General features: G+C 37.0%; 13 protein-coding genes and 1 pseudogene. 7 read left to right on the forward strand and 7 right to left on the reverse strand.

Annotation, left to right across the window (positions count from 1 at the left end; translation table 11 throughout):
* Positions 1-414: 414 nt before the first annotated feature.
* Positions 415-699 carry a hypothetical protein gene (locus tag LNQ34_RS22170; protein ID WP_230001304.1) on the forward strand — a complete coding sequence of 95 codons (285 nt, stop codon included), beginning with the start codon at positions 415-417 and terminating at the stop codon, positions 697-699.
* Positions 700-1,149: 450 nt separating this feature from the next.
* Here LNQ34_RS22170 and LNQ34_RS22175 read toward each other — a convergent pair whose 3' ends face one another.
* From LNQ34_RS22175 to LNQ34_RS22185, 3 genes are all read right to left on the reverse strand, one after another.
* Positions 1,150-1,800, reverse strand: a complete 651-nt coding sequence (locus LNQ34_RS22175) for a nucleotidyl transferase AbiEii/AbiGii toxin family protein (protein ID WP_070908640.1) — start codon at positions 1,798-1,800, stop codon at positions 1,150-1,152.
* Positions 1,800-2,312: a helix-turn-helix transcriptional regulator gene (locus LNQ34_RS22180; RefSeq protein ID WP_070908641.1), complete on the reverse strand. Its 513-nt coding sequence runs from the start codon at positions 2,310-2,312 to the stop codon at positions 1,800-1,802. The genes LNQ34_RS22175 and LNQ34_RS22180 overlap by 1 nt, the downstream gene beginning before the upstream one ends.
* A gap of 382 nt (positions 2,313-2,694) precedes the next feature.
* Positions 2,695-3,798 carry an IS110 family RNA-guided transposase gene (locus LNQ34_RS22185; protein WP_230001306.1) on the reverse strand — a complete coding sequence of 368 codons (1,104 nt, stop codon included), beginning with the start codon at positions 3,796-3,798 and terminating at the stop codon, positions 2,695-2,697.
* Between the two features lie 288 nt (positions 3,799-4,086).
* Here LNQ34_RS22185 and LNQ34_RS22190 point away from each other — a divergent pair, with 288 nt between their 5' ends.
* The 6 genes from LNQ34_RS22190 to istB all read left to right on the forward strand — a co-directional run bounded on the left by LNQ34_RS22190 (position 4,087) and on the right by istB (position 8,159).
* Positions 4,087-4,476, forward strand: coding sequence for a single-stranded DNA-binding protein (locus tag LNQ34_RS22190; protein WP_070908642.1), 390 nt, complete (start codon positions 4,087-4,089; stop codon positions 4,474-4,476).
* Between the two features lie 239 nt (positions 4,477-4,715).
* Positions 4,716-4,832, forward strand: a complete 117-nt coding sequence (locus LNQ34_RS23695; protein WP_487313000.1) for a hypothetical protein — start codon at positions 4,716-4,718, stop codon at positions 4,830-4,832.
* Between the two features lie 430 nt (positions 4,833-5,262).
* Positions 5,263-5,727: a PcfJ domain-containing protein gene (locus tag LNQ34_RS22195; protein ID WP_070908643.1), complete on the forward strand. Its 465-nt coding sequence runs from the start codon at positions 5,263-5,265 to the stop codon at positions 5,725-5,727.
* 78 nt (positions 5,728-5,805) lie between these two features.
* A complete protein-coding gene (locus LNQ34_RS22200) occupies positions 5,806-6,459 on the forward strand; it encodes a helix-turn-helix domain-containing protein (RefSeq protein ID WP_230001308.1) in 654 nt (217 codons plus the stop codon).
* 279 nt (positions 6,460-6,738) lie between these two features.
* Complete coding sequence (locus tag LNQ34_RS23700; RefSeq protein ID WP_428979076.1) at positions 6,739-7,101, forward strand: Mu transposase domain-containing protein; 363 nt, start codon at positions 6,739-6,741, stop codon at positions 7,099-7,101.
* A gap of 359 nt (positions 7,102-7,460) precedes the next feature.
* A complete protein-coding gene (istB, locus tag LNQ34_RS22205) occupies positions 7,461-8,159 on the forward strand; it encodes an IS21-like element helper ATPase IstB (RefSeq protein ID WP_230001310.1) in 699 nt (232 codons plus the stop codon).
* Between the two features lie 158 nt (positions 8,160-8,317).
* Here the strand turns inward: istB and LNQ34_RS23705 are convergent.
* The 4 genes and pseudogenes from LNQ34_RS23705 to LNQ34_RS22220 form a co-directional block, all read right to left on the reverse strand.
* Positions 8,318-8,587 (reverse strand): annotated as a pseudogene (locus LNQ34_RS23705) (zincin-like metallopeptidase domain-containing protein); the annotation flags it as partial.
* Positions 8,588-9,040: 453 nt separating this feature from the next.
* On the reverse strand, positions 9,041-10,990 hold the full coding sequence (locus tag LNQ34_RS22210; protein ID WP_230001311.1) for an OmpA family protein: 1,950 nt from the start codon (positions 10,988-10,990) through the stop codon (positions 9,041-9,043).
* A 2-nt stretch (positions 10,991-10,992) separates the two neighbouring features.
* Positions 10,993-11,901, reverse strand: coding sequence for a PorP/SprF family type IX secretion system membrane protein (locus LNQ34_RS22215; RefSeq protein ID WP_230001051.1), 909 nt, complete (start codon positions 11,899-11,901; stop codon positions 10,993-10,995).
* A 61-nt stretch (positions 11,902-11,962) separates the two neighbouring features.
* A complete protein-coding gene (locus LNQ34_RS22220; protein WP_230001312.1) occupies positions 11,963-22,180 on the reverse strand; it encodes a choice-of-anchor L domain-containing protein in 10,218 nt (3,405 codons plus the stop codon).
* Between the last annotated feature and the right edge of the window lie 192 nt (positions 22,181-22,372).

Genomic DNA, 22,372 nt, shown 5'->3' on the forward strand with positions numbered 1-22,372 from the left:
TTGCCCAGGCAGTTCGCTAACGCTCCGGTGTAAGATACAGCGGGACCAGCTCCAAAAAAACAATATCAAACCTAAAAAAAATAATACTATATACAATTGACCATGATGACCACTTCAAAGCAGTTTCCCTGACAGTTCCTGATACGTGATTCATCCAGGTCTAAAACTAAATCAGCTGATTCTAAGCTATAATAAAACAGCATCAGGAAAAGCAAAACAACTGATTCAAAGCTATTGGTGCACAAATAAGAGATTCACTATATCATTGTTATATTCCCTAGCAAGCTTACTGCCTGCACAAAGCAGGCCAAAATAAGCCGCACTGGCGCCGTTTCATAAAAAAAGCAAACTAAATAACAATCATTAAAATTCATTTTTATGACAGCGTGAATAAAAATCTAAATAACAAGAGTAATGGACCAGCTAAATCCTTTAACGCAATTCTTCAAAGCAATAGAAAAAGACCGGCGTATCAGCATTACCCCTATTGGAATTTTTGCGGCATTACTACAATTCAGAACTGCTGCAGGTTATACGAATCCTATTAAAGCCTATAGGCATGAAATTATGAAGATTGCTAAAATAAGCGGCCCTGTTACCTACCATAGATGTATCAGAGACCTAAATGATTACGGTTATATAAATTATCTTCCAAAGAGAAATAAAAATCAGAAGAGCATAATATATTTCACCGTTTAAGAGTTTACTAAAATTCTCAGTAAAAGATAGCAAAGCTATTTTTATGAGAAACTTGAGTTCTTTATCTCACAAGTAGATATTTTTTTTGCCACAAAAAGTTTAGGTGTTTTTTAAAGATATTTCACCACTTTAAGTTTTGTGGCAGAATCGTGGCACATGCTGTTTTTGGGAACCAGAAATGTAGCAAATTCAAGGTCAAAAAAGGTGAGGCTCAAAACTGTATTACAATCTGACATCTGTCATAAAACTAATCATTGAAATAATTGATTTGATGGCAGATAATAAAATAGAATATCACTGGAGTGATGGACATTACGAAAACTTTGATCTTAGAAAAGAAGTTCTAAACCAGTAACAGTCCCAATAAAAAGAAGTCTGTTGTGATTATTAAATAAAAAACGGGCATATGAAACTTTTGTCAGACATACAGTACATGTGATATACCACTATCTAAGCCTTCTTTACTTTTTTCACAGCAGCTTCAATATCTTCTTTGACAAACTCCCAGTATTTACCTTTAAGGCACTCAGGATCAAAATCATCATCAGCTGAACTAAAATCCGTAAAGTTTTTCATGATCTGCGCTTGATCGTGTGTATATTCGCTTCTAATCTTATGAAACCTCAGCATTTTACCAATATTGTACTTGGGCAGAAGTTCGTGAAGATCCCAGAAATCCTTCTTACGTCCTCCCCTTGAAACAACATCCACCTTCATGGCAATGATCTCCTCCACTGTGGCCATACGTACCCCCTCAATTACAATAGCATCCTGGATAAACTTGTCATTGCTGTAATAAACATCCAGCTTTACTGTGTTTTCCCTGTCGATCCCTATAAGAAAAGATCTGCCCATGGCAGTAATACCTCCAAAAACTTTATCTACATATGGGAAATTTTCCCTCAAATACCCTTCAAGCACATCAAAATCTACGCTGTTGTAATCCTCATCTGTGAAAAGATCAATATCAACAGAAAGCCGGTGTCCGATCTGAAGGCTCAGAGCTGTACCGCCAACAAGCCGAAATACCTCAAACTCTTCAGCCTGCATCAGCCTTAGAAGACTCTCCTTTAAAAGCGGATTTACCGTTTTCCAATACATCACGACCTTTTGGCTTTACTGTAATTCGGACTTGCGGTAAAGTGGGGCTTTGCAGCCGTTTCGCGAAGAACAGGCTTTATTTTCTCAATACCGTAAAAACGTACAATTTCTTTTTTCTCACTCATGTTTCCGCGCTCAAAAACCCTCGAGATAACAGCCTTCGACTGCTTCTCCCAATTAATCGCATCGATATTGGTATCCCAGAAAAGTCCTCTGCGAAGACGGCTCAATTCAGGATGCCGCCTCTGTGCTGATTTTTCTTTCTCCTTTTTAATATCGTAATAAACTTGTAATACCAGCAGCGCCCCTTCTGGAACACCAAGGGCTTCTTCTATTTTAATGGCCAAAGCAGTATTCAGATTTCTCTTTCCCTTTACAATCGCATTGATAGTCTGAGCATGCTCAGAGAGGGTATGCGCAAAAGAAAGCTGGGATATGTTTCTCTTATCCAGCTCACGCTTCAGTACAGCACCGGGATGAATCCCCTTATATTTTTCATAGTCCCTTTTCATACTGCAAATATAAACAAATTTGTTTACATAACAATCTGTCTGACTGCTGCTAAATACACTAAAAAAACAGGAACACTTTCATTGAAAACAGGCTAAAAGGGCAGCCAAAGTAGTGCCCGCCGTCTCCTGCATGCGCATAACGGCTCACGACGCCCTTCGGGACTTATAGCACTCCGGCTCCTTATCCGGACACTTGATTTGTGCTTTCTTTTTTCCCGTTTTCTTCTGAAAATAATTTTTAATTGATAAGTTCTTTGACATAAATAAAACACTAGAGGGTAATATTTTCTTTTGCGCGCTCTTGGCTACAACTGTTTGTTCTTAGCGTTTAGGGGCAATTTCTTTTGCGCGATCACATTTGTGTCGGCAGCAAAAGACGACCTCAGAGGGCTTGGGTTATTTCAACCTCAATGCCCAATTTTTTTAGTTTGTCAATATAGGACTGAACTTGATTTTGCTTTCTTCTGGAATCAATGTAATCATAGCCTAATTCTAAATAAGGAACTTTATATTTTATCATGAAATAGGCAGCAGTCAGCATTTTATGACCAACAGCAACTAGAACTCTTTTTTTACCGCGTCTAACAAGAAGGTTTTCGTATTTTTTACGCAGATAACAATCTTTTACACCTGTCGCTGACCATGCACATTCTATTAACATTAGTTTCAAATGCTGATTGCCGCTTGTAATTCTGCTCGAGCTCATTTTTCCAGCACTCTCATTATTACCGGGGCAGACTCCTGCCCAAGATACCAGATGATGAACTGTTGGGAATTTGTCCATATCAACACCTATCTCAGCAATCATAGAAGCGGCACTTATAGAATTAACTCCTGGAATTGTTTTTAAAAGATCAATCTCTGTTGAATATTGATTGCACAGTAAAGCTGTTTCTCTGTCTATCTTAGCGATCCTATAATTTATGTTTTCAATACTAAGTCGAATAGTCTCAAGCATAAATTTATGGTGATCAGTAAGCTTACCTTTTAAAGCTTCTTTGAGAATATCTTTTTTCATTTTGATAGATCCATGACATAAGGCAAGTAGTTCTTCAAAATTATTATTGCCCTGCAGTAAAGCTGTTATGATTAAAATTCCTGTTTTACCAAATAAGTCCGTAATAACATTACTGAGTTTAAAATTAGCATCCTGAATAACTCTTTCAAATCGGTTCCGTTCTGCTGTTGCATTCTGTACGAGTTTTTTTCGATAACGAGTCAGGTCTCTTAAGTCTCTTATTGTATTTGGTGGAACAAAGCTTGCTTTCAACAAACCGCTAAAAAGGAGTTTAGCTAGCCATCGACTGTCCTTTTTATCGGTTTTATGCCCCGGAATATTCTTAAGATGCCTTGCATTTACAAGAAGTATTTCAAATTCATCACTGAGAATATTAAAAACAGGCTTCCAGTAAACACCTGTACTCTCTATTGACAAATGAGTGATCGCAAAAGGATTTAAGCCAACCGGATAAACCTCGTAGATCATTGGTATAAGTAGTAAAAGTTTTTGTCTCAGTTATGATACCTGTACCCATTACAGTCACAACCAAAGTATCACGATGCACATCCATGCCTGCGCCTCGCTCAACAACCTGAGGAAATGAGATTTGTGATTTCCATGATATAAAATTTACCATAAAGTTACGGTACCCCATTTTCATGGCTGTTTGCGCTTGCGTTTTTTTTATATCATGACAATTTCTTTTGAAAACAATTTTTGGGAGTACAGGGAGAAAGAAATTTTAAACAATAGTAATCACTAAAATTTAAAATCATGGAAATCACAGGACGAATTGTAAAAGACGCCTCCGTTTTTAAAGTAAAACAAAACCGTGAGGCCGTAAACTTCTCCATAGCAGTCAACGACAGCTATAAACCAAAAGACAGCACCGAGCTGAAAAAAATTGTCACCTACATCAACTGCTCCTACTGGCTTTCCGCCAAAAAAGCTCAATGGCTCAAAAAAGCCTCAGTAGTGGAACTCTTCGGGCGCATTAGTATGAATGTCTATATCGGGAACGATTCCGAGGCGCACGGCTCTCTGACCTTTCATACAAGTCACATTAAAATCCTCGCATTTGCTAAAAGTGAAAAGGAAACACTGCAGATAAGTGCAGGCGCTAAAGCCAATACCGAAAAAGAACCGGACGGCCTGCCCTTTTAATAAAACATTAAATGCATAAACCTTAAAAAAATCAGTTACGAAAGCCTTTGAAAAATCAATATACGCCGAGTTTGACCTTTGTCAAGCTTTCAATAAAATAATCCTTTCCAACTTGGAATCATACAGCGAAACCAAAAAAAGAAAAACTAAAATCCTTTATAGAAGATTTACAAAATGCAGGATGTATCAGCGGTATGATTTCCTAATTTATCTACTATACAGACTGCAAAAAATTCTACATCAAACATCTTGATGATTTGGAAAATATCCGCGAAGAACTCGAGAATTCCACTGTCTGGAATGCATCCACTCTTGGAAACCTCAACTGCAGAATGAGTCTTGCGCAAAATATATAAAATGTAATGCCTGCGGGGGAAAACTAAAAATACAGGGCTGTAACCAAGTACATTTCAGAGAAATCGAATACTCTGCCGTTTTAGAGATATGTGAAAGTTATCAGGTGGTACGCATTATCTGCTCACACAAACACATGAAAAAGAATTTCCCCCCGCTTACTCTCACAAAGAAGTCATGCAACATTGGATAAATCCAAAAGGCGAAGTGTGAACACTCTCACTGAGCACAAACGTTTTTTTAAATCTCTACGACGTTTGGAAATATTATTACCCACTTGAAATTCGCCCTAAGGATTTTCAGAACTCCTCAAAATACCACATTAACCCTTACAAGGTTTATCCCATAATGAAAATCCTGCCCCTTTTAAAACGCAATGGCTTTTAAACCGCTTTTTATGGTATCGCTCCACAAATCCTCTTCACTGCGCTTTTGAAAGATTCCATTGCAGAAACTATTCTCAAAGCTTCCCGAACTTCATTGCTCAGCTATTATCTGACCTCACGAGGACAAAACATAAAACAGAACTGGCAGGTAGTAAAAACCACTCTGAAATACCACTATAAAATTGAAGACTATAAAATATGGGAGTATTATATCGACCTGCTCCGATTCTTTAAAAAAGACCTCAGCACCGAGATGCTAGCCTGTCCTGAAAACCTCAATGAAGCACATGACAGGCTCGTTACAAAAAAAAGAAAAGTGCAGAGAAAAAAACACCTGCTGGAAATACGCTCAGAGATGCGCGAAGCACAGCAAATTTATGCCAAGCAAAAGAAACCTTTTTTCGGACTGTGTTTCTCCAAAGAAAACCTCAGCATATCTGTAATTGAAACCGTAAAGGATTTTATGGATCAAGGAGATGCCCTGCATAACTGCATTTTTACCAATGTGTAAATTCTGGTAAAAGTGACCACCCTATTCCGGTAAAAGAGATCAATTGACTCCGGTTCAAAGTGACCACCTCAAAAAGCCATGTTTGCAAAGAATATCTTACTTGTTTTTAAAACAAAAGATATGGCAAATAAACGACTAGATATGAGAAACATTTTGCAATTATTACGTTTATATACTCAAGGAGTAAGTAAGCTCCAAATAAGCAGACAATTAGATTTGTCGCGCAATACTGTAAAGAAATATATTGAATCATTTCATCAAAATTCTTTTACCTATCAAGAGTTATCAGGTCTTAGTAATGAAGATCTGGAAGAACTCTTTGATGGCCAGATAAAACCCGCTCCAGAAAAAAACATAGTTTTAGAATCCTTATTTCCCACGATAGAAAAAGAGTTAAAGCAAGTTGGTGTTACCCGCCATTTGCTCTGGGAAGAATATAGGGAACATTACCCTGATGGTTACAGTTATTCTCAGTTTTGCTATCATTATCAAAATTGGCGAGGCAAACTCAAGCCATCTATGCATATGCATCATAAGGCAGGAGATAAAGTTTTTGTAGACTATAACGGAAAGAAATTATCCGTTATTGACCAATCTACAGGAGAGCTTTATGAGGTAGAAGTTTTTGTAAGTGTTCTAGGGGCAAGCGGACTTACTTTTGTAGAGGCTACCAGAACCCACAACAAAGAAGACTTTATAGGAAGTCTGGTAAAAATGCTAGACTATTATTAGGGTGTTCCTAGTGCTATTGTAACTGATAATTTAAGAACTACTGTTAAAAAGAGTGATAAATATGAGCCCTTAGTAACGGAATATTTTCTAGACTTTGCTTCTCATTACGGAACTACGATACTACCTAACAGAGCTTATCATCCAAAAGATAAGGCTCTGGTTGAAAATGCAGTAAGAATAATTTATACCAGAATTTTTGCTCCTTTACGCAAAGAAGATTTTTTTACTATAGAAGCTTTGAATGATGCTATTTTGCCGCTTTTAGAAAAGCATAATACAATGTCTTTTAAAGGCAGGAAATACTCCAGATTAGATTTATTTAATGAAATAGAAAAAGAAACACTATCATTCTTACCTCTTAATGCCTATCAGCTTAAATGTTTTTCCAAAGCAACCGTCCATAAATCCAGTCATGTCTATCTCAACAAAGACAAACACTACTACAGTGTTCCTTTTATTTATATGGGTAAGAAGGTCTTGATTATTTACAGTAAAACCAGTGTTGAAATTTATCATGGACAGCGCATAATAGCCTGTCATAGCAGAGATTATTCCAAATATCTTTATACGACAAATAAAGAACACATACCTACATCATATCAGTTTGTGGCAGAGTGGAACCCCGAGAGGTTTATCCAATGAGGAACTTCTGTTGGAGAATTTTGTAAATCATTTATTACACAAATATTAGATAAAAAACAGCATCCAGAGCAATCTTATAAATCCTGTACCGGTGTACTAAGCTTAGCCAATAAAGTAGGCAATGACAGATTAAACAATGCTTGTAAGAGAGCGATGGATTATGAAAAAATCAATTACCCAATCATCAAATCTATCCTAGAGAAAGGATTAGATTTAATTGATGAAGATCCTACTATTGAAGACAAAGAAATACCCAAACATAATAATAATAATAATAATAATAATAATATCAGAGGTCGGGAATATTACAAATAATAACCATTAATAAATAACTGTATAAATGATCAAACGTTAAAAAAATGAAACAATTAAAGCTCTACGGGATGTCTAGAGCCTTTAATACTACTTTAAAAGCAAGTACCATTGATGAACTTATTACCTATTTAATTAACTCCGAATATGATGACAGAGAAAATCGAAAAGTAGAAAGATTAATCAATATTGCCAAGTTTAGATATAAAGCTTTTATGGAAGAAATCGATTTTGATAGTTCCAGACGAGTAGAGAAAAACCTGATAAACAGACTTGAGTTTTATGATTTTATAAAAAACAAACAAAACTTTCTAATCTGTGGAAGTACAGGTTTTGGTAAAAGCTTTATAGCTACTGCAATTGGTTATAAAGCCTGTATGATGGGCTACAAAGTAATGTATTTTAATATCAATAAACTTTTTTCCAAACTTAAAATGGCTAAAGCCGATGGCTCTTATATAAAAGAAATTAATAAAATAGAAAAGCAGGATCTCATTATTCTAGATGATTTTGGGCTGCAGTCATTAGATAATCTTAAAAGGCAGGATCTTATGGTGATAATTGAAGACAGGCATGGAAAAAAATCAACTATTATTGCTTCGCAGTTTCCAGTTGAATCCTGGCATGAAGTTATTACAGAGCAAACCATTGCAGATGCAATTTTAGACAGAATCGTTCACAATGCTCTTCGAATAGAATTAAAAGGAGAATCAATGAGAAAAAAGAAAATAGATAAACAATCATAGAGTAAAATAATTTTATATTTTAAACTACTTTTTAGACACCTTTTTGAGTTCATTTATATTGCTCACTTTCATCCAGAATTAGGTGGTCACTTCGTCCAAAATATCCACTTAGCCTCTTCTTTAGGTGTTTCTGCTGAATCAGTATCCGCATTTCTACCTTATATGTAATTGACATCCTCTTGGGATTGTGTCGAAACTTTGAGGAAAAAACGATTGCAATTTTTCAATTCATTGACCACAATTTTGTTACAACTTTTCAAGTACTTTGCCGAATTGTCTTTGGTTTGGAATAATATTCTCGCTTCAGAACACATAAGGACAACACCCAATTCCACAATAAGTTCTTCAAAAGCATAACTCTTACTTCTAAAACTTCCCGTCAAATCACTATTTAATCTTTTCTTTGCTCTTGTGGAATGGGTCAACTCATGTAAATAAGTTCAGTAATACGAAGCCTCTTTTAAAAAGCCTTAATGTTGGGCATATTGAGTTTATCTGTTGAGGGCTGATAATAAGCTCTGTCTCCAAGAAAATTCATCTGACAATAAATCTTCTTTTTTCTTAAGACTGTTTAAAAGTTAGTGAGATACTCCCCTAAATAATAGAATATACTAAACCTATTATAGATTTGATAAAAGGGGAATTTGCTATGTTATTTATTTTAAAACAAATAACTACATCAAATATAACAATTGTTTTAACACTCTTAAAAAAATAAAATCTGTTTTGTCATAAATAAAATATAAATTAATCTGTATAAAAGCTTAATACAATTGGATCTTCTTCCGGACTGTACGGCACAAAAAAAAGCTGCAAGATTACCTTGCAGCTTTTCATAACAATTTAATTGACTCAACTTTATTAAAAAAGCTAACTCTTTATTACATCGAAACAATAATGAACTCACTTCTTCGATTTGCCTGATGTTCTTCTGTAGTACATTTTACACCATCAGCACATTTATTCAGCAATTGTGTTTCTCCGTATCCTTTTCCGGTTATACGATCAACAGCTATTCCTTTTTTAACAAGCCATGCCACTGTTGCTTTAGCCCTTCTGTCGGATAGTTTTTCATTGTACGCATGTGTTTGTCTGCTATCTGTGTGCGAGCGAACATCAATTTTCATGCTTGGATTTTGAATCATCACCTGACGGATTTTTTCTAACTCAATGGCCGCCTCTTTTCGAACAATAGATTTACCCAAATCGAAGTAAATCATTTTTATGTGTAAAATTTTCGCCAAATCATCACCAACAATCAATTTTTCAATCGTTTTTTCGACCACTTTTTGAGGTGTTCTTTTCAAAGGCAATGTCAAACTTGTTTTATCGATCGCTTTAGGTAATTCATTAGTATCATAATCTTGTCTTGCCGCGCGAACAAAGTATTCCTTATTACAATTAACTTTAAAACTATATTTCCCATCGGCTCTGGTTATTACCTCACCTATTATCTGAAGCTGATTGTCAAGTAAATTTACTTTAGCGTTTTCCAGTACCAAATTTGTTTCGGCATCTATAACAATCCCTGATAAAATCTCCTCGCAAGGCAATTTTCTGGTTTCCGAAAAACGATAGACGTCATCGTAACCATGCCCTCCATCTCTATTGGAGGAGAAAAAACCAGTTCTGCTTTTACTGTCTATTATAAAACCAAAATCATCCACTTTTGTATTTATAGGAGCTCCAACATTCTGAACTTCGCTAAACGTCAAATCTTTTTTAATAGTCGAAACATACACATCAAGCCCTCCTAATCCCGGACGTCCGTCGCTGGCAAAATACAATTCATTATCTCCTGATATAAAAGGAAAGGTTTCTCTTCCTTCAGTATTAATTGCAGCTCCCAGGTTTTCAGGTTTACCAAAACTGCCATCCGTATTAATAGTCACACTATACAAATCTGATTGTCCAAAAGTACCCGGCATGTCTGAAGCAAAGTATAACTTTTTTTCATCTACACTTAATGTCGGATGTGCCACACTGTATTGATCACTGTTAAAAGGCAATTCAACGATATTCGTCCATTTACCTTCTATATAATTTGCCTTATACAATTTCAATAAAGTGACTTTCTTGTCGTCTGCCCCTCTTGTACCGTTTAGAAAATTGTTTCTGGTAAAGTACATCGTTAATCCGTCTTTTGTAAAAACGGGAGTCGATTCATTAAATTTTGAATTGATCTTATTTTCAAATCGCTTCGGAATTCCTACACTACCATCGGCGTTTAATTCTGCCGAATAAAGATTTGTAAACGATTTATTGGTCCATTTAAATTTTACTTTGGCAACTCCGCCCGTGTCTCTGGCAGACGCAAATACCAATTTATTATCTAAAAAAGAACTTCCATAATCTGAGTATCTTGAATTAATTCCGGCATCGGCTATTTCAAATCTCCCTGAATTGTTTTTTATCTGCTCTAAATAATTTTTATTCTTTTCAAATAACAATCCTCTTTTATCAGTACTTGCTTTTTGGTTGAAAAGCTCTAATATTTTATCGGCTTTGGTATAATTTCCTGTTGCTTTTAAGGTTTGAGCATATCGGTAATAATACTCAAATTCCTGTTGATCATTCATTCCGAAAAGAGCTTTGTACCATTTTAATGCTCTCACCAACTCGCCATTAAAATAATAGGCGTTACCCAATCGTTGGAGCATTTTTTCCTCTTTATATCCTTTTTCTGCTACCTTTTCGTAAGTAGCAATTGCATCTATGTAAGCATACTGATTGTAATTTTTATCAGCTTTGTCTAAACCTGACTTTTGTGCCATTCCACTAAAAAAAACGGAAGACAGAAAGACCGTATATGCTATTTTTTTTATTTTCATAATTAGAAGAATCTAGGTGAAGTTATTCGGCTGTAATTTTTTAAGAATTCAAAACGCAGAAATATCTCATGCGACCCTGAGTTGTAGTTTACCAATCGGGTGGTTTCGCGATCGTAGGAATACCCTACATACATACTATCGGTTATCTGAAATCCTGCCAAAGCACTAAAAGAGGCGCTCCATCTGTAAGCTAGTCCGATCACAAATTTATCGTTGAACATAAAATTTGCCGATGCATCTACTTGTAATGGTGAACCTTCTACCATTTTAGTCATTAAAGCCGGCTTGAATTTTATCGTTTCATAACGATTTAGATTAAATACATAACCTGCTATGAAATAATAGTTGATACGGTCTTTATAGATTGAATAATCGTTATCGTCAAAGCGGGTAGTTTGAATAAAATTAGGAACGGATAATCCCACATAAGCTTTATCCGTATGCCAGTAAACTCCGGCTCCGATATTGGGAGCGAATTTATTCTGAAAATCCTGAAACTGAGGATCTCCCTGATGTTCGGGATTTAACTTTGTAGGATCCAGCTTAAATATATTGGCAGAACCTTTAATACCAAAAGACAGTTTCGCGGTTGCTGATGTTTGTATGGAGTAAGAGAAATCAGCTGACAGATTGTTTTCATTTGTAGGGCCTATTTTATCATTGACTAACGATACTCCTAAACCTACATTATTGTTTATGGGTGTATTTAACGAAAAACTACTGGTTTCGGGTGCTCCATCCAATCCGACCCACTGGGTGCGATACAATCCGAAAATGCTCATAGCTCCGCGGGAACCGGCATAAGCAGGATTTATATTGATGGTATTATACATGTATTGTGTAAACTGCGCATCTTGCTGGGCAAAACCTGCAGTAGAACAAAACAATAAAACTAAAACTAATTTTTTCATTTATTTTATTTTTAAAGAATGGCTTAGCCTATTGACTAAGCCATTTTATTAGTACAGAATATTATTTGGTCAGGTATAAATACCCCGCCTCCTGATGTGGATTGGATTGGTTGTCTTTGTATTTAATGATATAATAATAAGTTCCTTCCGGTAATCCATCTGAATCTTTGATTGTAACACGTCCTTCAGAAATACCTCTAAAAACAATATCATTATTATTGTAATGATCACGATCAAAAACCAAAACTCCCCAACGGTTAAAAATCTGAACCGTATTATCAGGATAACATTCTAATCCCTGAATATAAAATCTCTCGTTCTTGCTGTCTCCATTTATAGAAACCGCGTTGAATACTTTAATTACACAACCTTGTAGCGATAATACTGTTGGTTTATCTCCCTCTACACTACTATCATCTGATTTGTCTTTTACGACAATATGATCAGGACTTGTTCCAAAAACTTCGGCTTGATTCGATATACTTCCTGCATTAATATCGGCTTGTACGATCGAATAAGTTCCTGTAAAAGAAGTGTTATCCTCTTCTCCTACCCCTAAATTTATTGGGCCTCCGGTCATGGTAATTCCAGTTAACGGATCTACTATATAAACATTAGTCAACGCTACATTTCCTGTATTGGTTACGGTGAAATTATACGTAATAGTCTCCCCTACTTTTGCATTACTGTCACCATTTTCATCATTGAAATGTGCCGTTTTCACTAAAGCAATACTTGGTTTAGATACTGGTATCATAACACTAACCACAACAGTACTAGATACTGTACTACAGTTAGATGGATTCGTTATTTCACATATTTTATATTCCACTGTATAGTTTCCTGCCGCAGTATTTGGAGCTACAGTTACAGTACCATCTGCATTCAAAGTTAATCCTGCAGGAACAGTTACTGACGTCAAACTTACTTGACCCGGATTTGTACCTATAACTACTGGATTACCATTTAAAGTATCGTTTGATGTCAAAGAAGTACTATTACCTCCCGTATTTCCATTAATTGATGCTGTAGTCTCTGTCAATGCAACAATTGCTGCTGCACTTACCACAACAGTACTAGATACTGTACTACAGTTAGATGGATTCGTTATTTCACATATTTTATATTCCACTGTATAGTTTCCTGCCGCAGTATTTGGAGCTACAGTTACAGTACCATCTGCATTCAAAGTTAATCCTGCAGGAACAGTTACTGACGTCAAACTTACTTGACCCGGATTTGTACCTATAACTACTGGATTACCATTTAAAGTATCATTTGATGTCAAAGAAGTACTATTACCTCCCGTATTTCCATTAATTGATGCTGTAGTCTCTGTCAATGCAACAATTGCTGCTGCACTTACCACAACAGTACTAGATACTGTACTACAGTTAGATGGATTCGTTATTTCACATATTTTATATTCCACTGTATAGTTTCCTGCCGCAGTATTTGGAGCTACAGTTACAGTACCATCTGCATTCAAAGTTAATCCTGCAGGAACAGTTACTGACGTCAAACTTACTTGACCCGGATTTGTACCTATAACTACTGGATTACCATTTAAAGTATCATTTGATGTCAAAGAAGTACTATTACCTCCCGTATTTCCATTAATTGATGCTGTAGTCTCTGTCAATGCAACAATTGCTGCTGCACTTACCACAACAGTACTAGATACTGTACTACAGTTAGATGGATTCGTTATTTCACATATTTTATATTCCACTGTATAGTTTCCTGCCGCAGTATTTGGAGCTACAGTTACAGTACCATCTGCATTCAAAGTTAATCCTGCAGGAACAGTTACTGACGTCAAACTTACTTGACCCGGATTTGTACCTATAACTACTGGATTACCATTTAAAGTATCATTTGATGTCAAAGAAGTACTATTACCTCCCGTATTTCCATTAATTGATGCTGTAGTCTCTGTCAATGCAACAATTGCTGCTGCACTTACCACAACAGTACTAGATACTGTACTACAGTTAGATGGATTCGTTATTTCACATATTTTATATTCCACTGTATAGTTTCCTGCCGCAGTATTTGGAGCTACAGTTACAGTACCATCTGCATTCAAAGTTAATCCTGCAGGAACAGTTACTGACGTCAAACTTACTTGACCCGGATTTGTACCTATAACTACTGGATTACCATTTAAAGTATCATTTGATGTCAAAGAAGTACTATTACCTCCCGTATTTCCATTAATTGATGCTGTAGTCTCTGTCAATGCAACAATTGCTGCTGCACTTACCACAACAGTACTAGATACTGTACTACAGTTAGATGGATTCGTTATTTCACATATTTTATATTCCACTGTATAGTTTCCTGCCGCAGTATTTGGAGCTACAGTTACAGTACCATCTGCATTCAAAGTTAATCCTGCAGGAACAGTTACTGACGTCAAACTTACTTGACCCGGATTTGTACCTATAACTACTGGATTACCATTTAAAGTATCATTTGATGTCAAAGAAGTACTATTACCTCCCGTATTTCCATTAATTGATGCTGTAGTCTCTGTCAATGCAACAATTGCTGCTGCACTTACCACAACAGTACTAGATACTGTACTACAGTTAGATGGATTCGTTATTTCACATATTTTATATTCCACTGTATAGTTTCCTGCCGCAGTATTTGGAGCTACAGTTACAGTACCATCTGCATTCAAAGTTAATCCTGCAGGAACAGTTACTGACGTCAAACTTACTTGACCCGGATTTGTACCTATAACTACTGGATTACCATTTAAAGTATCATTTGATGTCAAAGAAGTACTATTACCTCCCGTATTTCCATTAATTGATGCTGTAGTCTCTGTCAATGCAACAATTGCTGCTGCACTTACCACAACAGTACTAGATACTGTACTACAGTTAGATGGATTCGTTATTTCACATATTTTATATTCCACTGTATAGTTTCCTGCCGCAGTATTTGGAGCTACAGTTACAGTACCATCTGCATTCAAAGTTAATCCTGCAGGAACAGTTACTGACGTCAAACTTACTTGACCCGGATTTGTACCTATAACTACTGGATTACCATTTAAAGTATCATTTGATGTCAAAGAAGTACTATTACCTCCCGTATTTCCATTAATTGATGCTGTAGTCTCTGTCAATGCAACAATTGCTGCTGCACTTACCACAACAGTACTAGATACTGTACTACAGTTAGATGGATTCGTTATTTCACATATTTTATATTCCACTGTATAGTTTCCTGCCGCAGTATTTGGAGCTACAGTTACAGTACCATCTGCATTCAAAGTTAATCCTGCAGGAACAGTTACTGACGTCAAACTTACTTGACCCGGATTTGTACCTATAACTACTGGATTACCATTTAAAGTATCATTTGATGTCAAAGAAGTACTATTACCTCCCGTATTTCCATTAATTGATGCTGTAGTCTCTGTCAATGCAACAATTGCTGCTGCACTTACCACAACAGTACTAGATACTGTACTACAGTTAGATGGATTCGTTATTTCACATATTTTATATTCCACTGTATAGTTTCCTGCCGCAGTATTTGGAGCTACAGTTACAGTACCATCTGCATTCAAAGTTAATCCTGCAGGAACAGTTACTGACGTCAAACTTACTTGACCCGGATTTGTACCTATAACTACTGGATTACCATTTAAAGTATCATTTGATGTCAAAGAAGTACTATTACCTCCCGTATTTCCATTAATTGATGCTGTAGTCTCTGTCAATGCAACAATTGCTGCTGCACTTACCACAACAGTACTAGATACTGTACTACAGTTAGATGGATTCGTTATTTCACATATTTTATATTCCACTGTATAGTTTCCTGCCGCAGTATTTGGAGCTACAGTTACAGTACCATCTGCATTCAAAGTTAATCCTGCAGGAACAGTTACTGACGTCAAACTTACTTGACCCGGATTTGTACCTATAACTACTGGATTACCATTTAAAGTATCATTTGATGTCAAAGAAGTACTATTACCTCCCGTATTTCCATTAATTGATGCTGTAGTCTCTGTCAATGCAACAATTGCTGCTGCACTTACCACAACAGTACTAGATACTGTACTACAGTTAGATGGATTCGTTATTTCACATATTTTATATTCCACTGTATAGTTTCCTGCCGCAGTATTTGGAGCTACAGTTACAGTACCATCTGCATTCAAAGTTAATCCTGCAGGAACAGTTACTGACGTCAAACTTACTTGACCCGGATTTGTACCTATAACTACTGGATTACCATTTAAAGTATCATTTGATGTCAAAGAAGTACTATTACCTCCCGTATTTCCATTAATTGATGCTGTAGTCTCTGTCAATGCAACAATTGCTGCTGCACTTACCACAACAGTACTAGATACTGTACTACAGTTAGATGGATTCGTTATTTCACATATTTTATATTCCACTGTATAGTTTCCTGCCGCAGTATTTGGAGCTACAGTTACAGTACCATCTGCATTCAAAGTTAATCCTGCAGGAACAGTTACTGACGTCAAACTTACTTGACCCGGATTTGTACCTATAACTACTGGATTACCATTTAAAGTATCATTTGATGTCAAAGAAGTACTATTACCTCCCGTATTTCCATTAATTGATGCTGTAGTCTCTGTCAATGCAACAATTGCTGCTGCACTTACCACAACAGTACTAGATACTGTACTACAGTTAGATGGATTCGTTATTTCACATATTTTATATTCCACTGTATAGTTTCCTGCCGCAGTATTTGGAGCTACAGTTACAGTACCATCTGCATTCAAAGTTAATCCTGCAGGAACAGTTACTGACGTCAAACTTACTTGACCCGGATTTGTACCTATAACTACTGGATTACCATTTAAAGTATCATTTGATGTCAAAGAAGTACTATTACCTCCCGTATTTCCATTAATTGATGCTGTAGTCTCTGTCAATGCAACAATTGCTGCTGCACTTACCACAACAGTACTAGATACTGTACTACAGTTAGATGGATTCGTTATTTCACATATTTTATATTCCACTGTATAGTTTCCTGCCGCAGTATTTGGAGCTACAGTTACAGTACCATCTGCATTCAAAGTTAATCCTGCAGGAACAGTTACTGACGTCAAACTTACTTGACCCGGATTTGTACCTATAACTACTGGATTACCATTTAAAGTATCATTTGATGTCAAAGAAGTACTATTACCTCCCGTATTTCCATTAATTGATGCTGTAGTCTCTGTCAATGCAACAATTGCTGCTGCACTTACCACAACAGTACTAGATACTGTACTACAGTTAGATGGATTCGTTATTTCACATATTTTATATTCCACTGTATAGTTTCCTGCCGCAGTATTTGGAGCTACAGTTACAGTACCATCTGCATTCAAAGTTAATCCTGCAGGAACAGTTACTGACGTCAAACTTACTTGACCCGGATTTGTACCTATAACTACTGGATTACCATTTAAAGTATCATTTGATGTCAAAGAAGTACTATTACCTCCCGTATTTCCATTAATTGATGCTGTAGTCTCTGTCAATGCAACAATTGCTGCTGCACTTACCACAACAGTACTAGATACTGTACTACAGTTAGATGGATTCGTTATTTCACATATTTTATATTCCACTGTATAGTTTCCTGCCGCAGTATTTGGAGCTACAGTTACAGTACCATCTGCATTCAAAGTTAATCCTGCAGGAACAGTTACTGACGTCAAACTTACTTGACCCGGATTTGTACCTATAACTACTGGATTACCATTTAAAGTATCATTTGATGTCAAAGAAGTACTATTACCTCCCGTATTTCCATTAATTGATGCTGTAGTCTCTGTCAATGCACATAAATAATTATTAATAATTACTTCTATTGATCCAGACGAACACCCATTAACAGTTACTGTATAATTAAAAGTTGACCCTGCCAGTAATCCTGAAATAGTTGTAGAAGATGTACTTCCATTAATATTACCTGGGTTTATTGTCCAATTTCCTACAGGTAAATCATTCAAAACTACACTACCTGTTACGACTACACAAGTAGGTTGCATAATCGTACCTAATGTTGGTGTTGTTGGAATGACATTAACAGTAAATGTAGCGTCTGATGTTGTCGCTGCACAAGAGCCATTGGCTGCAACAGTATAACGAACTGTTACCGAGGTATCAGAAGAAACATCTGCCGGTGTATAAGTAGTTCCTGAAATCGTTCCCCCTCCTGAAACAACTGACCAGGTACCACCTGCTGGTGTAGCTGATAAGGATTTAGTACTGTTCTCACAAATAGCTGTAGTGCTTGTTGTATTAGTTGCTGTTCCTGAAAATACATTAACAGTAAATGTAGCGTCTGATGTTGTCGCTGCACAAGAGCCATTGGCTGCAACAGTATAACGAACTGTTACCGAGGTATCAGAAGAAACATCTGCCGGTGTATAAGTAGTTCCTGAAATCGTTCCCCCTCCTGAAACAACTGACCAGGTACCACCTGCTGGTGTAGCTGATAAGGATTTAGTACTGTTCTCACAAATAGCTGTAGTGCTTGTTGTATTAGTTGCTGTTCCTGAAAATACATTAACAGTAAATGTAGCGTCTGATGTTGTCGCTGCACAAGAGCCATTGGCTGCAACAGTATAACGAACTGTTACCGAGGTATCAGAAGAAACATCTGCCGGTGTATAAGTAGTTCCTGAAATCGTTCCCCCTCCTGAAACAACTGACCAGGTACCACCTGCTGGTGTAGCTGATAAGGATTTAGTACTGTTCTCACAAATAGCTGTAGTGCTTGTTGTATTAGTTGCTGTTCCTGAAAATACATTAACAGTAAATGTAGCGTCTGATGTTGTCGCTGCACAAGAGCCATTGGCTGCAACAGTATAACGAACTGTTACCGAGGTATCAGAAGAAACATCTGCCGGTGTATAAGTAGTTCCTGAAATCGTTCCCCCTCCTGAAACAACTGACCAGGTACCACCTGCTGGTGTAGCTGATAAGGATTTAGTACTGTTCTCACAAATAGCTGTAGTGCTTGTTGTATTAGTTGCTGTTCCTGAAAATACATTAACAGTAAATGTAGTGTCTGATGTTGTCGCTGCACAAGAGCCATTGGCTGCAACAGTATAACGAACTGTTACCGAGGTATCAGAAGAAACATCTGCCGGTGTATAAGTAGTTCCTGAAATCGTTCCCCCTCCTGAAACAACTGACCAGGTACCACCTGCTGGTGTAGCTGATAAGGATTTAGTACTGTTCTCACAAATAGCTGTAGTGCTTGTTGTATTAGTTGCTGTTCCTGAAAATACATTAACAGTAAATGTAGTGTCTGATGTTGTCGCTGCACAAGAGCCATTGGCTGCAACAGTATAACGAACTGTTACCGAAGTATCAGAAGAAACATCTGCCGGTGTATAAGTAGTTCCTGAAATCGTTCCACCTCCTGAAACAACTGACCAGGTACCACCTGCTGGTGTAGCTGATAAGGATTTGGTACTGTTCTCACAAATAGCTGTAGTGCTTGTTGTATTAGTTGCTGTTCCTGAAAATACATTAACAGTAAATGTAGTGTCTGATGTTGTCGCTGCACAAGAGCCATTGGCTGCAACAGTATAACGAACTGTTACCGAAGTATCAGAAGAAACATCTGCCGGTGTATAAGTAGTTCCTGAAATCGTCCCTCCTCCTGAAACAACTGACCAGGTACCACCTGCTGGTGTAGCTGATAAGGATTTGGTACTGTTCTCACAAATAGCTGTAGTGCTTGTTGTATTAGTTGCTGTTCCTGAAAATACATTAACAGTAAATGTAGTGTCTGATGTTGTCGCTGCACAAGAGCCATTGGCTGCAACAGTATAACGAACTGTTACCGAAGTATCAGAAGAAACATCTGCCGGTGTATAAGTAGTTCCTGAAATCGTTCCACCTCCTGAAACAACTGACCAGGTACCACCTGCTGGTGTAGCTGATAAGGATTTGGTACTGTTCTCACAAATAGCTGTAGTGCTTGTTGTATTAGTTGCTGTTCCTGAAAATACATTAACAGTAAATGTAGTGTCTGATGTTGTCGCTGCACAAGAGCCATTGGCTGCAACAGTATAACGAACTGTTACCGAGGTATCAGAAGAAACATCTGCCGGTGTATAAGTAGTTCCTGAAATCGTTCCCCCTCCTGAAACAACTGACCAGGTACCACCTGCTGGTGTAGCTGATAAGGATTTGGTACTGTTCTCACAAATAGCTGTAGTGCTTGTTGTATTAGTTGCTGTTCCTGAAAATACATTAACAGTAAATGTAGTGTCTGATGTTGTCGCTGCACAAGAGCCATTGGCTGCAACAGTATAACGAACTGTTACCGAGGTATCAGAAGAAACATCTGCCGGTGTATAAGTAGTTCCTGAAATCGTTCCCCCTCCTGAAACAACTGACCAGGTACCACCTGCTGGTGTAGCTGATAAGGATTTGGTACTGTTCTCACAAATAGCTGTAGTGCTTGTTGTATTAGTTGCTGTTCCTGAAAATACATTAACAGTAAATGTAGTGTCTGATGTTGTCGCTGCACAAGAGCCATTGGCTGCAACAGTATAACGAACTGTTACCGAGGTATCAGAAGAAACATCTGCCGGTGTATAAGTAGTTCCTGAAATCGTTCCCCCTCCTGAAACAACTGACCAGGTACCACCTGCTGGTGTAGCTGATAAGGATTTGGTACTGTTCTCACAAATAGCTGTAGTGCTTGTTGTATTAGTTGCTGTTCCTGAAAATACATTAACAGTAAATGTAGTGTCTGATGTTGTCGCTGCACAAGAGCCATTGGCTGCAACAGTATAACGAACTGTTACCGAAGTATCAGAAGAAACATCTGCCGGTGTATAAGTAGTTCCTGAAATCGTCCCTCCTCCTGAAACAACTGACCAGGTACCACCTGCTGGTGTAGCTGATAAGGATTTAGTACTGTTCTCGCAAATAGCTGCAGTGCTTGTTGTATTAGTTGCTACAACAGCAGCTGTGGGGACTGGGGTTACAGAAGAAGAATTATTTGTTCCATTTATATCAATAATATCTGCCGATGCTATACTTGCAGTGTTTAAATAAACACCCGACGGCTTTACTGTAGCAACTATCGACAAAGTCGGTGCAGCTCCAATATTTAACAACCCAACATCCCAAACACCATTGATTGAATTATAAGTTCCAACAGACGGCGTAGCAGATACAAATGTATATCCCGAAGGTAGTAAATCTGTAACTTTTGTATTTGTTGAGTTACTAGGTCCAGCATTACTAGCTGTTAATGTAAATGTAACACCACACCCAACTTGCGGAGACATGCTGCTTGTTGCTTTTGTTACACCTAAATCTGCATTTGTTATACCTTCAATTAAATCAACAAAAACACCTGAATCTAATGATGAATCACCAGCATCTGCAATAACAATTTTAAAAGTATAAGTTGCTCCAGGAGTTAAACCTGTTACGTTCCTAGTTATCAATTTTGTTAAACCATTAAGTTCTACAAAAACTGGAAAAGGACCTGGTTGAGGTTGAGGATTTGTAATATATCTACCTCCTGAAATCGTAGTTGTGTGTCCATTATTAGTATACAAAGCAGATTGCGTACCATCATAAGCCGCTACAGGTGGAAAACCACTAAAACCAGGAACTCCCGAATTCACCTTATTAATTGATGTTGCATTTCCATTTGGCAATGTTGCCATATTTAATGTACCCGCAATGCCAGGGCCAGTAATAAAAAAACCAAAGGCATCGTCAAAACTTGATCCTACATAATCAGGATATTCCTCAGAACCAAATTGATATCCAATTTTAAGACCAGAAACAGTAGGCCCCAATGTAATTGTAAACGAGTAAGAAATCAAATCTCGCGTAGCTGTTGCGTCTATTGTTGATAAATTAGGATCTGAAAGAGTAGTTGCACCTGCTGGATTATAAGAACTTTGATTAGCTGTGTTTCTATTTGTTAACTCAAATGGTGCATTTCCAGTAGAAAAATAAGCTCCACTTGTTAACCCCAGTCCTGCTCCCGCAACTCCATTTGTAAATGTAGCAACTTGATTAGACCTTACAGTCGAAATAGCTGCAGCGCCACTCAAAGTCCCCCCAGTGATAACGATTCCTGGACCATTAAGTGCTGAATTAATTTGAGAATTAGTTGGATTTGTAAGTATAGTAGCCTGCGAATACAAAAAGAAAGAATTGAGTAGAAAAAAAATAAATAGTGCTCTCCTTATCTCATCAAAGGGTGATAGTAATTTTTTACACATAAAAATTAGTTTAAACTTTGTTGCGAAAATATAAAATTAAAACTACATTTCATTATTGTAAGCTGATTTCTATTAATTTAAATATAAATTTTATCACTCAAACTGAAAAAAGGTTTTGTCACATCTATAAAAATAAAATATAACTATTAAAATAATTTGTAAACCAAAACTGAATATACAAACAAAAAACGG

Origin of the sequence: Flavobacterium lipolyticum, from assembly GCF_020905335.1 — a bacterium.
In the GTDB taxonomy this organism is placed as follows: Bacteria; Bacteroidota; Bacteroidia; order Flavobacteriales; family Flavobacteriaceae; genus Flavobacterium; species Flavobacterium lipolyticum.

Bases quoted from the DNA above. Each gene is read 5' to 3' on its own strand.
- LNQ34_RS22215 (WP_230001051.1), bottom strand. From the start codon at position 11,901: ATGAAAAAATTAGTTTTAGTTTTATTGTTTTGTTCTACTGCAGGTTTT.
- LNQ34_RS22210 (WP_230001311.1), bottom strand. From the start codon at position 10,990: ATGAAAATAAAAAAAATAGCATATACGGTCTTTCTGTCTTCCGTTTTT.
- LNQ34_RS22190 (WP_070908642.1), top strand. From the start codon at position 4,087: ATGGAAATCACAGGACGAATTGTAAAAGACGCCTCCGTTTTTAAAGTA.
- LNQ34_RS22180 (WP_070908641.1), bottom strand. From the start codon at position 2,312: ATGAAAAGGGACTATGAAAAATATAAGGGGATTCATCCCGGTGCTGTA.
- istB (WP_230001310.1), top strand. From the start codon at position 7,461: ATGAAACAATTAAAGCTCTACGGGATGTCTAGAGCCTTTAATACTACT.
- LNQ34_RS23700 (WP_428979076.1), top strand. From the start codon at position 6,739: ATGTCTTTTAAAGGCAGGAAATACTCCAGATTAGATTTATTTAATGAA.
- LNQ34_RS22200 (WP_230001308.1), top strand. From the start codon at position 5,806: ATGTTTGCAAAGAATATCTTACTTGTTTTTAAAACAAAAGATATGGCA.
- LNQ34_RS22220 (WP_230001312.1), bottom strand. From the start codon at position 22,180: ATGTGTAAAAAATTACTATCACCCTTTGATGAGATAAGGAGAGCACTA.
- LNQ34_RS22175 (WP_070908640.1), bottom strand. From the start codon at position 1,800: ATGTATTGGAAAACGGTAAATCCGCTTTTAAAGGAGAGTCTTCTAAGG.
- LNQ34_RS22185 (WP_230001306.1), bottom strand. From the start codon at position 3,798: ATGATCTACGAGGTTTATCCGGTTGGCTTAAATCCTTTTGCGATCACT.
- LNQ34_RS22170 (WP_230001304.1), top strand. From the start codon at position 415: ATGGACCAGCTAAATCCTTTAACGCAATTCTTCAAAGCAATAGAAAAA.